Source organism: Companilactobacillus halodurans (genome assembly GCF_009600995.1).
Classification (GTDB): Bacteria; Bacillota; Bacilli; order Lactobacillales; family Lactobacillaceae; genus Companilactobacillus; species Companilactobacillus halodurans.
In genome coordinates, this window is sequence record NZ_VDFO01000026.1 from 1 (window position 1) to 12,855 (window position 12,855).

A 12,855-nucleotide genomic window follows, 5' to 3' on the forward strand; every position below is an offset into this window, starting at 1 on the left:
ATATTTTTTCATAGCTTGTACAATAGGCAACCCATTATTAACATCTGTTATACAAGCCAATTTAATATCTTTTGAAAACAAAGAAAACCCTCCCGTTGGATTACTCCAACTAGGAGGGTTCACTTCAGACTCATATTTGAGCCTCTTTTTTGTTTCCATGAATAACTAATTTTCTCAAATAATGAGGAAAAATAATTTGTTCAAAAATGATAATTTAATTAATAAAATATGTGATACGATTCGTATGATAATAAATGGATATTAATATCGGAATGTTTGCCGACTTATTATATTTATATTGGGGATAATTTATGATGAGAAAATATGAGTTTATTAAACGATTATTAACCATCGCCTTTATCACGATGATGGTATTTTTATTTAGTGTGGTCAGTGTTGCTCATGCTGCCACAACACCGGATTCGTATAGCAATGCCGATGATGATATTACCTGGAATTCGACAAGTGGTTCTTATTCGTCAATTCAATTGGTTAATATTGGTACTAATATGGATTTAGGTTATACTTTTGGACTAGCGCAAGATACAAGCGGGAATGTTTTTAGCATGGATTCAGATAATCCCTTAGTTAAGACTAATAATGATAATACAGTTACTAACGATTCTGTAGTTAATGGTACTAATAATTTATATCGTTCTAAAATGAATATATTTTTAAGAGATAATAAAAAGTATATTAGTTCAGTCTTTCAATCTGGATACGCAACAGCAACAACTAATACTCAAAATGTTTCACTGACCTCTCCAGATTTCTTAATTGTTCCAACAACGATGCCCTCATCTGTTACTACAAAAAATTATGCGTTACTTGCAAATATGACTAATAAAAAAATCTATACTGGAAAAGATAAAAATGGACATCTAGCACTAAAAATTGTCGGTGATTTCAAACGTGGTACTGGTACCGGAAGTAATGATTTTGATTTACAAGCGGAAATTTTATTAAGAGCTTCACCTTCAAATTCAGCCGATGTTCAAAGAGAGCTGTTTCTCAGGAACAATTCAACCAGAACTCAAAACTTCCAATTTCTTTTTGGTGAAGATACTAAATTGGGTGATGATGATTCAGTTTTTATTAAGGATTTAGGTACTCAAAATGGTCTTTATATTGAAAATTCTCAAACTGATTCTGATGGTGTTATCCATAATTATAAGTTAATAGTTACAAACCAAACAGTAGATGGATTTGATCAATATGCTGGCCAGGCTTACACTTCAGGAAGTGGTATGAATTGGGCTTCAGGGTTTGACAGTAACGGTAATGGTGCTGAGTCTAAAGATTATAATTATGGTGCCGATATTACTGGCAAAGGTAAGGTAGATTCAAGCTATTCTTTGAAATGGAATAAAACTTCTTTAGCACCAGGAGAAACTTCCCACTATGGTTCAACCATGGGTGTAACTTCTAAGCCTTATGCTTTACCTGTTGTATCAAAAAATTACACTAATGAAACTACTGGACAAACTGGTAGTAAGGCAACCAATCATGTCAATGACACATTGAAGTTTTCTCTAAATGTTCAGAATAATGGTTATGGAAGTTCGTGGACTTATAAAACTTTGGAAGATAAGATTCCTGATGGCTTACAATTTGTTTCTGGATCCTTACGTTTGATCGATAATGATGGAACTTCGCAAAAGCTTTCAGATGATGATTATGATTCTTCAACAAAAACATTAACGATTCCACCGGCTTTGTCATTGAGTGATGGTCAAAGAGCGACAATTATCTATGAAGCTAAAATTGATCGGGATGCTGGCAGTAAGACAATTACTAATACGGCCACTTTCACTGGTCACGATACAGTAACATCTGATAAATCCTATACGGCCTCAGCTAACATTTCAGTGGAGAAACCAGCGTACGATTTTGAATTTACAAAGCAAGTTAAAAATCTGACGAATAATGAAACTGACTTTAAAGATAGTACTGATGCTAAAGTCGGCGATACCTTGGAGTATTATATTTACTTTACCGTTAAAGGAACTGATTCTTTGGAAGCTGGGTCACAATTGACTGAAAAATTACCAGCTGGAATAGAACAAGATGGTGCAGCTAGTGTAAAAGGACCTAAAGATACGGAACCTTATCAAAGTAACAGTATCAGTACCGGTATCGCTCAAGTTGACCCTGGAGAAACGGTAACAATTGATTTCAAAGCCAAAGTCACATCAGCAGCAATCGGAGCAGTGGATAATACCGTAACGATTTCAGGTGGCACAACTTCGAGTGGAACGTCGATTCCAACGATGGATTCAACTACTGCTACCGCAAATATTCAAAAGTCCGACGGCATTACTGAAGTTCCAAGTTTAATTGATTTTGGAGCCGTTGATCTTGGTGGTAAATCAAAGACCTTAGGCAATATAGCCACAAAGGGACAATTAATTGTTAACCATCCCGATAGTAACGATTTTTCCGTCAATGTCGCTTATGATAATGACGATCCAAATTCTCAAATGATAAATCTAGCTAGTGGCGAAACGATGCCAACTGATGGAACAAACTTATTGTTCCTCAGACAACGTGATGATTCTGATACTGATTCAGGAACTTGGCAGCCGGTGTCAGCTTCAGGTACGCGTATTCGGACAAAAGATTTCGGTGGCAATCAAGATTCCCTTAATTTAACTAATTATATTGGAGTCAATGATTGGCAAATCAAAATTCCGCAAGATACATCGAGTGGAGTTTATCAAGGGACTTTGACTTGGAGTCTTAACGAATCACTTTAATTTAGAAATAAAATAAGAGTCAAAACATAATTTTGCATGATGGATGCAGAAGTTATGATTTGGCTCTTTTTATGTGGATGATTTTACTTTAATACTTTAAGTGAATCAAATTTCACAGGGACTATATTCAATGTAAAGTAAGGCGAATCAATAAGAAGAAACATAATATATATAATATCGTCGATATCACAACCGTTCCTGTGAGAGAATTTCTTTTAGATTCGACTTCTGTATCAGGTTGATTTTTGAATGACCAATATGTAGTCATAAAAGTAATAAAGGAAAATATATTCCCTAGAATTAATTGGCAGGTGGCCAAATCGATTAAAATGATTCTATTCTTTTTGTTATTAGACATACCTTCAGAACCTTTAATCCATAGGGCGTAACCAATCATTAAATTTAATAAAATAACAATAAACATAATTGCGGTATATGGACTTGCCTTTAAAATTTGTTGGAATCCAATATTTTTTGAATTGCTAATCATTAATATATATAGTCCATAAAGGAGAGAAGTAATAAATAGCATTAAGTAATTTATTTTATAGATTTTTTTTGAATTCAAAAGAACTATCCTCTTGAAATTTGAGGCTATTTTATTCATTAGTTGGATCCTCCTAAAGCTTTTTATTTAATACCATTGTAAACGCTTTCTTGAATTGCTCAATCGCTTTTAGGAGATTTGAAACGCCTTTCACTAACTTATTTTGGATAGGTATCTATATAAGACCTAAATAAGGCATCTGCTACTAACTCTAAAGGTGAGAAATAATTGTATTCAGTATTTGGTGCGGTTGAGATATTTAAAATAGTCGTACTGTAATACATGTTATAAGTTGCTCGGGAAGCCAAAGTGTTTTTTGATAATGGTGTTATGGATATGTATGGAACATTTTTTAATTTTAATTTCTTTAAACTTTTGTTTAGGTCGGTATTTTCTCCACTAAATGAAATTACAAATAAGATATCATTCTCCGTAATGTCATTTAAAACCCATTCCAATTCAGTGAATGCTGGAATTTTATAAAACAGAATATTATAGGCGAGAAAATTTCTTGCTATTAAATCTGCTGCTCTTTTTTCTCCCCAACCCGTACCATAGATATATATTCGTTTTGCATTATGTATATATGTCGTTAGTGGGGTCATGTTTGTCTGGCTGAGTAATTTTATTGTATCGTTCATATCATTAATTAAAATATCTAATTGATTGGGTTCTAACGGTCCTGAATTGTCGGCATCGTTTTTTAAGAAGTACTTAAATTCTGAAAAACCTGTAAAGTTTAATTTCTTCGCAAGTCTAGTTAGTCCTGCGGGTGATGAATAAACAATATCACTGATTTCTTTAGAATTTAAATTACTTAAAATTTTTTTGTTTTTAAGAATAATAGATAATAGTTGATAATCATTTTCAGTTAATCTGTCTGAATATTTATTAATTAATTCTTCTATACGCATTTCCAAAGTCCTCCTAAAAAAATGAAATTTGTTTCAGAGATTTGAAAGGGCAATCGTTCTTCTAAAAAGGTAAGCGCTTGCGATAAAATTTAACAATCTGTTTAAACTTCATTATATACTGTCTTTGTTGAAAAAATAAAAAAATTTATAGGAGGCATCGATTATGAAGCAAACTGATTTGCATGTAACAATAGCTGGCGGAGGTAGCACATACACTCCTGGAATTACTCAGGCTGTTTTACATAATTTGGATCGCTTTCCAATGTCAAAATTAATTTTATATGACATTGATGAAGAAAGAAATGAGGATATGTATTTAATAATTCAATACATGTTGAAGACAACTAATCATGATGACATTGAATTAGTTGCAACTCTGGATCCAGAAGAAGCATTTACAGATTGTGACTTTGTTTTCTCTCAATTGCGTGTCGGCGGGATGGAAATGAGAGAAAAGGATGAAAAAATTCCTTTGAAGTATGGGCTAGTTGGTCAAGAGACTTGTGGTGTAGGTGGTTTTTCGTACGGACTAAGATCAATCAAAGGATTACTTGGTGTTGTTGGTTATGTTCAACAATATTCACCCGATGCCTGGATTTTAAATTATACAAACCCAGAAACTTTAATTGCAGAATCTATTAGAAGAGTATATCCGAATGCAAATATGTTAAATGCTTGTGATATGACGATATCAATTGAAGAAACAATGGCTCGTGATTTTGGATATGATAGAAAAAATTGGATTTGTCAATATTATGGATTAAATCACTTTGGCTGGTATACAGAGATTTATGATAAAAAATTAGAACGTGATGTTATGCCTGAACTTATTGAGAAATTAAGAAATAAACCAATGAAAATTGCTTCATTTAACAAAGGCGATCAGTCATGGCAAGATGCTTGGAATAAGTTATCTAAAATATTGAACTTATTCCCCGATTATTTGCCAAATAATTATCTGGAATATTATTTCTTCCCAGATATCATCGTAGATGAAACAGATTCCAATTATACTCGTGCCAATATGGTTATGGATGGACGTTTAAAGCATACTAAAGAAATGGCTAACGAAATTAGAAATAATGATGATGGAAATATTCTAGACTTTGATTTTGGAGAACATGGTCAATATATTGTTGATATGGCAACATCAATTTTAAATGATAGTCATCAACGGTTTATGCTGATTGTGCCAAATCATGGCTCTATTCCAAATTTGCGTTCTGATGCAGCTGTTGAAGTGCCTGCTTACGTTGGTCGTAAGGGTGCTGAACCAATATCAATGCGTCATGATATTCCGGATTTCCATAAAGGTTTAATGGAAGCTCAAAATGCAGCGGAAAAATTATTAGTAGATGGTTATTTTGAAGGATCATATCAAAAAGTTCTTCAAGCATTTACATTAAACCAAACTGTTCCTTCAGCAGACAAAGCAAAACTTGTTTTGGATGACTTAATTATTGCAAATAAAGATTACTGGCCTGAACTACACTAATATGGAGGTATAGGAATATGATGGCTAAGTTCCAGCGCTTTGGTGGCGCCATGTTTACACCCGTTGTATTTTTTGTATTTTCTGGAATTGTTGTAGGGTTAACTGCAGTCTTCACTAATCCGGCAATTGTTGGTGGACTTGCAGCACCAGGCACAGCATGGATTTCTATTTGGAAAATCATCGATGCTGGTGGGTGGACCGTATTTAATAATATGGAAGTCCTTTTTGTTATTGGTTTGCCGTTAGGGTTAGCCAATAAGGCAAAAGAACGTGCATCGCTTGAAGCATTTGTAATTTATATGACATTTAATAATTTTGTTAATCAGATTTTACAAATGTTTGGTAAAAATTTTGGAGTAAATATTAACTCTACTTCTGAAACAAGTGGTCTAAAGGTTATTGCTGGTGTTAAAACACTTGATACAGGTGTTATTGGCGCTATTCTCATTGCAGGTATTGTTGTATGGCTACACAACCGCTATTTCGGTACAAGATTGCCTGACTGGTTAGGAGTTTTCCAGGGGTCAGCTTTTGTTGCAATGATTGGATTCTTCCTAATGATTCCAATTGCAGGATTATTTGTATGGATTTGGCCTGTTTTCCAACATGGTATTCTACAAATGCAATACTTTATGGTTAAATCAGGGAATTTTGGGGTATTTACATATATATTCCTTGAAAAGGCTTTGCTACCATTGGGTTTGCATCACTTCATATATGCACCATTCCAATATGGTCCTGCTGTAATCGAGGGTGGAACAACTTTATATTGGGTTAAGCATATTAGTCAATTTGCAGCAACATCTACACCACTTATTAAATTATTCCCTGAAGGTGGTTATGCTTTACAAGGATTATCTAATATATTTGGTATTCCTGGTATTGCTTTAGCATTTTATTCAACTGCTATTCCCAAAAACAGGAAGAAATTGCTTGCTTTAATTATTCCTGGGGTACTAACAGCAGCCTTGGCAGGTATCACTGAACCGTTTGATTATACTTTTCTCTTCATTGCACCAGCTTTATTCTTTGTTCATGCATTTTTAGCAGCTAGTTTAGCAACTACTATGTATGCATTTGGAGTAACAGGTGATATGTCGGCAGGGCTAATTGATATTACCGCGAAAAATTATATTCCGATGTGGGCAAATCATTGGCAAACATATGTAATTCAGTGGGTAATTGGATTGATCTTTATTGGAATATATTTTGTAGTATTTAAATTCTTGATTTTGAAATTCGATTTTAAAACTCCCGGTAGATCAGATGATGAAATGGTCAATATGTTTACGAAGGATGATTATAAAAAGAAAAAATCGAAAGGACAGGATAATGGTCAAAAATCCAATAATCCGTTCCGTTCAGCTGCAGGAGCTTATATTAATTTATTAGGTGGTCCTGACAATATAGCGTCAGTAAATAATTGCTTTACTAGATTGCGATTAACAATAAATAAGCCAGAATTACTAGCTACTGATAATCAATTTATGTCAGTTGGAGCAAAGGGAGTTGTACGAAATAAAGACGCAGTCCAGGTTATAATTGGACCCGATGTTACCAATGTTCGTGAGGAAGTTGATGACCTTATAGACAATGGTGGCTGGGAAGAATTTAATAATCAGACATCTGACCCAACGTCAGTTGAAGAAAAAGAACAAGAAACTAAATTTATTACTAATGAATCTCAATTATTTGCTCCAGTTGATGGTAAATTTACAGAAATTGAAAAATTAGATGATGGTGTATTTTCACAAGGATTGATTGGTAGTGGTTATGCTGTTAATCCCACAAGCGAAGATATTTATGCAAGTGTTGAAGGAAAAATAGAATCAATTTTCCCTACGAAACATGCTATTGGTATTAAAAGCTTAAGCGGTGCGGAAATACTTATTCATTTAGGCTTAGACACTGTTGAAATGGAAGGGAAGCCATTCGATATTTTAGTAAGTGAAGGTGATGAAGTTAGCGAAGATACTAAGATTGGTAGGATGGATATAGAACAAATAAAAAGAGCAGGGAAAAATCCAGTCGTTATTACTGTTCTAACCAATGGTGAAAAATATTCTATTGATAGGTTTAGCAAAGTTGATGGAACAAATGTTAATCATGGAGATTCAATAGTATTAACTCACAGACTATAATAAAGTGAAAAATTAATTTTTATTAAAAGTATTCTTTAAGGCTGATAATTCAACTTTTGAGGGATACTTTTTTAGATTTTATATGTATGATATATATATTTTGATAAGTACAAAAAATGTGAGATAGATTTGAAAAATCCATCTCACATTTCATATATAATTAGAAATTAATCTTTAGTTACCTTCAACTCCGCCAAGCTTTTTGTCGAAATCGTCTTTTGGTTCCTTTTTATCGACCCAGTGCAAATCAGCGTTCATTGACTTCAAGAAGTCTAAGAAAGCAGCGTTGATTCCCAATGAATCCAATTCAGTTGGTGAAAGTTGATAGTTGATGGAGTCTTCTTGACCCAATTCAACTTTTTGAACCCAGTTAGGTTCACGGATTGATTCACGACCGATAGCCGCAAAAGTGATGCCATCGTTGATAACTTTTTCAGCATCAGCGGGTTTTTCGATCGATCCAACAGAGATAAGTGGGAGACGGTCGTTAACTGTCTTCTTAATCTTTTCAATGATAGGTTCATCGTCAGATTTATCGTTTAAAGAAGTTCTCCAAGCATATCCCATTGAGATATGTAAGTAGTCGATAGGTTGGTCAGCTAGAACGTCGATAAACTTCAAAGTATCGTCCAAACGGATACCTGGTTCTTCAATTTCCTCAGGTGAGATGCGGTAACCAACAATAAACTTGTCGTCAGCGTATTCCTGAACAGATTTTTGAACGCGCTTGATAATTTCCAAAGCAAAACGCATTCTGTTCTCTAAACTGCCACCCCATTTGTCATTGCGACGGTTGGAGTGTGGTGAGAAGAATTGTTGCATCAAGTAAGTGTTGGCACCGTGAAGCTCGATACCGTCAAAGCCAGCTTGAATAGCACGACGAGCAGCTTGACCGAAATCTTCAATAATTTGTTCAATCTCGTCTTCAGTTAATGCACGAGGAGTTTCAGCGTTAGGACGCAAAGCAGCGACCGGACTAGCAGAAACAGGTTGAACGCCACGAAGAATCTTTGAGTTAGACATTCTACCAGCATCAAAAATCTGCATAATAGCCTTAGTGCCATTTTGCTTCATCGTGTGAGCCAATTTAGTAAGACCAGGCATGAACTTGTCGTCAGCAACAGAAGGTTCACCTTCAAATCCTTTACCGTCATTGGAAACATTTAATACTGGAGTGATGAACATTCCCACTCCTCCAGTATGAATGTCGAAGTATCTCAATTCATCTTGGGAAACTGCGCCGTTTTCAAGAGCTGCGGCTTCAGTCATAGGTGGAATGACGATACGGTTCTTGACTGTCAAACCATTTTTAAATGTATAAGGTTTCAAAAAATTATATTTAGTAGCCATAAATATACCTCGCTTAATAAGTTTCAATAAATTTATTGTAATGGTATATGTGCTAGAATTACAGTACGCACTTTTTAGTAACCACTAAATATAAAAGAGGTTTTCATATAATGGTAGAGAAGAATTATCATATGACCATCGATTTAACTTTGTCCATTATTAATGGCAAGTGGAAATCCTTGATACTATGCCATTTGGGTGATGGATCCCAACGTAATGGAGAATTATTACGAAAAATACCTGATATAAGTCAAAAAGTTTTAACTCAACAATTAAAAGAATTGATCAATGACAAAGTAGTCAAAAAAACTAATTATCCAGGCTTGCCACTGCATGTCGAATATTCCCTGACCAAAGAGGGGCGGTCTTTACGACAAGTGTTGATTGATATGTCAGCTTGGGGTGAAGAACATGCTCGAAAGTTAGCTCAAGATGGGCAAAAGATTTCTTTTACGACTGACAATTATCTTGGATATTTAAGAATTAAAGAACCTCAAAAGGACATTAATCAGCGTTTGGCTGAATAATGTCCTTTTTTAGTCTATTCAAATGGATTCTGCATTTGGGTCACATAACTAGCCATCCGGTCAGAGTAACTGGAGTCCTTAAAGAGATTATTGATTTCACTCTTCAATTCGGTCAGATTATCCGTTATAACGCCGTCAGTTCCCATAAAGATCATCCGCTCCATTGCTTCTGGGTCATTGACTGTCCAAGCGTAAACGTTTTTTCTTTGTAAGTGGGCGTCATCAACGAATGATTGATTGAGAGTAGAGTATTCCATCGTGAAAGCATTGGCGTTGGTGAGAGGAACCCCAAACAAATTGAAGGTCAAGATGTAACTAGTTTGAGCTTTAGGAATCAAATTCTTAGTCTCTTGGATGTAGTCGTAATCAAGTGAGTGAATCATGTCCTGGTTTTTCACTAAACGTTTACCATATTTCTTCGCAAAAAGCCGGACAAAATCAGCTTTATTTCCGGGGACATCTTTTAGTTCGACTAACAACTTTTGGTGCAGGTCTGTGGCGGTAGCGAGGTAATCATCAAAACTAGCAATGTGAGTCGTTTGACCGTTTTCGTGAACTGTCGTATTTTTCAGTTCTTTTAGAGTCATTTGGCTAACTCGCTTGTTGATGCCAGCAAGGTTCTTGAGGGTATTGTCATGGAAAACAACGAATTGATGGTCTTTAGTTTCTTGAAGATCCATTTCGATGTAATCGGGCTTTTCTTTGGCCGTCTTTTTGAGCGACTCGATAGTATTTTGAACGCCATTTCCATCATCGACGCCACGATGAGAAATCGTAATTGGTTTAGTTAGCAGCCAATTGTTGAAATAGGAAACATCGTAGCTGACAAAACTAGTTAAAACGGCTGCTCCCAAGATACCCCAGAACCATTTATGATAACGATGTTCGCGAGTGGGGAAGAAATAATTAGTCGTGGTATCACTTAAGATAATCAAAACGGCCATCCCTAAACCATAAAGACTCGTCAAATAATTGATTAGTTGAATAGCCACCATGTTAAAGACAGCCATTGGGAAATCAATTTTGGTTAAGAAGGCGGTTTTGTCAATCACGCTTTGACAAAAGATTAGGATGCTAGTAGAGAGAAAGGTGACAATTGAAACGATGATAAATAATAGAAGAAAGACGCCAAAATACTGAATCGTTTTTCCTTTAGTTTTGCGCCAACTATCATTGATAGCAGAACCGACGGATTTGTTTTTAAAAATCATAGACGGTAGAACTAAAATCCAGCGCAAACCAATATAAAAAATAACAATATAAATAAACGCTAATAAAATTCCCAGTGGCAAGTGTTCTTGAAAGAGCCAATCCAAAATAAACTCGGGAATTTTGACTTTATTCAAAAGACTGGAATACAAGCCAAAACTACCAAAAGGAATAATAATCAAAAAATAAAGCAGAAAGAATCCAAAAGCTTTGAAGGGCAATCCAAAGAGATTCTTGCTGACGCTCTTCAAATAGTCCCACCAATTTAAACTGGCATGCGATTTGATAGCTTGAAAACTGACCAAAAGCAACGTGAATTGCGCGAAAACCAGTAAGAGCAGTATCAATAAAACCATGATTAATCCGATGACTACCAAGGGTTTATGAGTAATCAATTCCAAGACATTATTGTAGGAAACATAATTGACTTTGCCGATATAGTTGATGCCGTTAGCAAGAAAGCTCAGCACCGGTACGACAATAAAATTAATTATCAATTGAATCAAAATAATGATTTGACTGTACTTCCAGAAATATTGCCAAAAATTACGATTTTGTCGCCGAAATTCACGAATGATTTCCATAATTAATCCCCCAGATAGATAATTGATGCCTTTATAATAATAATAACAGGCATAATGAAAATGGAGACAACGAAAATGCAGATGCATCTAAATCATCAACCCTTTGAACAAATCAAAGCTGGTACGAAAAAAATTGAAATCAGATTAAATGATGACAAACGTTCACAATTAAAAATGGGTGAAAAAGTTGAATTTACTGATTTAAAGACAAATGAAAAAATTATAACTGAAGTATTGAGTCTTGAAAGGTTCCAAACTTTTAAGGAGTTATTCAAAAAATACTCAGGACCAATCATCGGAAGTCCGGAAACTGAATCTATCGAAGAATTGGATCGAGAAAATTCTGAAATATATTCGCGCAAGCAGGAAAAAAACTTTGGAGCCTTGGCTATCCATTTAAAAGTTATTTCAAGAATTCAATGATTTATAAATTTTAGAAAATTCTAGCAAAAATTTTTCTACGTTGCTGCCAGGGAATTTAGTAGTCAGAATACCATAAGGAACGGTAACGTCTGTTTCTAACGGAATTGAGACTAAATTAGGATGGATTCTCTTCCAAGGGGTTAGGGTAATGAGAGCCACATTTTCTTCGACAGCTTGATTGAAAGTATTCATATCGTAACGGCCATTAGTTTCAGAAATATTGATTTCTGGGAAGTCAGTAGCAATCGTTTGGCGGAGTTGGTCGTTTTTTTCGCTGATTCCCAAAGGAACACTGATGAGGGTCTGATTTTTTAAATCTTTAAAAGTTATTTGGCTTAATTTGGCTAGAGGATTGTCGCTTCTAACCGCAATTCCAAAATTATATTGGCCTAAGGGAAAAGCTCGAAAAGATTGTTTTAAAGTGGTGTTGTCAAAAGTTCCAACTATTAAGTCACACTGTTTACCTAACATGGCATATTCTCGATTACTGGACCGAAGGTCCTCTTGCAACTGCACGATGCGGATTTGAAAGTCTGACATCTGTGCAGTTATTTTTTTCCAAATTTCCATAAATGGATCAGCCGGATGCAAGATGGACGTGCCAACAGTAATAATTCCTTGTCCAGATAAGCCGACTTTTCTAGTTTCGTCAATTGCGGTATCTAAAAGACTTAAGATTTGTTGAATGTAGGGCAAGAATTTTTGACCCTCAGCTGTCAATTTGGTGCCAGTAGCAGTACGAACGAATAGTTTTAAGTTTAATTCATTTTCTAAGCGATTGATTTGTTTCATCACCGCTGTTCCAGAAATAAAACTCTCTTCGCCAGCTTTGGTAAAACTACCATAAGTACTAACTCTGATAAATGTTTGTAATTGCGAAATATCCATTATTCAAATCACTCCTTTTTT

At 35.0% G+C, this 12,855-nt stretch carries 10 protein-coding genes; 5 read left to right on the forward strand and 5 right to left on the reverse strand.

The window, feature by feature from the left end:
- Positions 1 to 311 precede the first annotated feature (311 nt).
- Positions 312 to 2,756, forward strand: a complete 2,445-nt coding sequence (locus FHL05_RS07625; protein WP_153384915.1) for an isopeptide-forming domain-containing fimbrial protein — start codon at positions 312 to 314, stop codon at positions 2,754 to 2,756.
- Positions 2,757 to 2,883: 127 nt separating this feature from the next.
- Here the strand turns inward: FHL05_RS07625 and FHL05_RS07630 are convergent, their stop codons facing one another.
- Both FHL05_RS07630 and FHL05_RS07635 read right to left on the reverse strand, forming a co-directional pair.
- Entirely contained in the window at positions 2,884 to 3,363 is a 480-nt protein-coding gene (locus FHL05_RS07630; RefSeq protein WP_153384916.1) for a hypothetical protein, read from the reverse strand.
- A gap of 98 nt (positions 3,364 to 3,461) precedes the next feature.
- Positions 3,462 to 4,217, reverse strand: a complete 756-nt coding sequence (locus FHL05_RS07635; RefSeq protein WP_153384917.1) for a MurR/RpiR family transcriptional regulator — start codon at positions 4,215 to 4,217, stop codon at positions 3,462 to 3,464.
- A gap of 163 nt (positions 4,218 to 4,380) precedes the next feature.
- Between FHL05_RS07635 and FHL05_RS07640 the strand changes: the two genes are divergently transcribed.
- Together FHL05_RS07640 and FHL05_RS07645 are read left to right on the forward strand one after the other, a co-directional pair.
- Entirely contained in the window at positions 4,381 to 5,712 is a 1,332-nt protein-coding gene (locus FHL05_RS07640; protein ID WP_153384918.1) for a family 4 glycosyl hydrolase, read from the forward strand.
- Positions 5,713 to 5,729: 17 nt separating this feature from the next.
- Complete coding sequence (locus FHL05_RS07645) at positions 5,730 to 7,853, forward strand: alpha-glucoside-specific PTS transporter subunit IIBC (protein ID WP_153384919.1); 2,124 nt, start codon at positions 5,730 to 5,732, stop codon at positions 7,851 to 7,853.
- Positions 7,854 to 8,027: 174 nt separating this feature from the next.
- On the opposite strand, the gene FHL05_RS07650 is transcribed toward FHL05_RS07645, so the two are convergent.
- Positions 8,028 to 9,203 carry an NADH-dependent flavin oxidoreductase gene (locus FHL05_RS07650; RefSeq protein ID WP_153384920.1) on the reverse strand — a complete coding sequence of 392 codons (1,176 nt, stop codon included), beginning with the start codon at positions 9,201 to 9,203 and terminating at the stop codon, positions 8,028 to 8,030.
- A gap of 110 nt (positions 9,204 to 9,313) precedes the next feature.
- Here FHL05_RS07650 and FHL05_RS07655 point away from each other — a divergent pair, with 110 nt between their 5' ends.
- On the forward strand, positions 9,314 to 9,730 hold the full coding sequence (locus FHL05_RS07655) for a winged helix-turn-helix transcriptional regulator (protein ID WP_153384921.1): 417 nt from the start codon (positions 9,314 to 9,316) through the stop codon (positions 9,728 to 9,730).
- A 14-nt stretch (positions 9,731 to 9,744) separates the two neighbouring features.
- On the opposite strand, the gene FHL05_RS07660 is transcribed toward FHL05_RS07655, so the two are convergent.
- Positions 9,745 to 11,523, reverse strand: a complete 1,779-nt coding sequence (locus tag FHL05_RS07660) for a glycerophosphoryl diester phosphodiesterase membrane domain-containing protein (protein WP_162000251.1) — start codon at positions 11,521 to 11,523, stop codon at positions 9,745 to 9,747.
- Between the two features lie 75 nt (positions 11,524 to 11,598).
- Between FHL05_RS07660 and FHL05_RS07665 the strand changes: the two genes are divergently transcribed.
- On the forward strand, positions 11,599 to 11,946 hold the full coding sequence (locus FHL05_RS07665) for an ASCH domain-containing protein (RefSeq protein WP_162000252.1): 348 nt from the start codon (positions 11,599 to 11,601) through the stop codon (positions 11,944 to 11,946).
- Here FHL05_RS07665 and FHL05_RS07670 read toward each other — a convergent pair.
- A complete protein-coding gene (locus tag FHL05_RS07670) occupies positions 11,932 to 12,834 on the reverse strand; it encodes a LysR family transcriptional regulator (RefSeq protein WP_153522399.1) in 903 nt (300 codons plus the stop codon). The genes FHL05_RS07665 and FHL05_RS07670 overlap by 15 nt on opposite strands.
- Positions 12,835 to 12,855 lie beyond the last annotated feature (21 nt).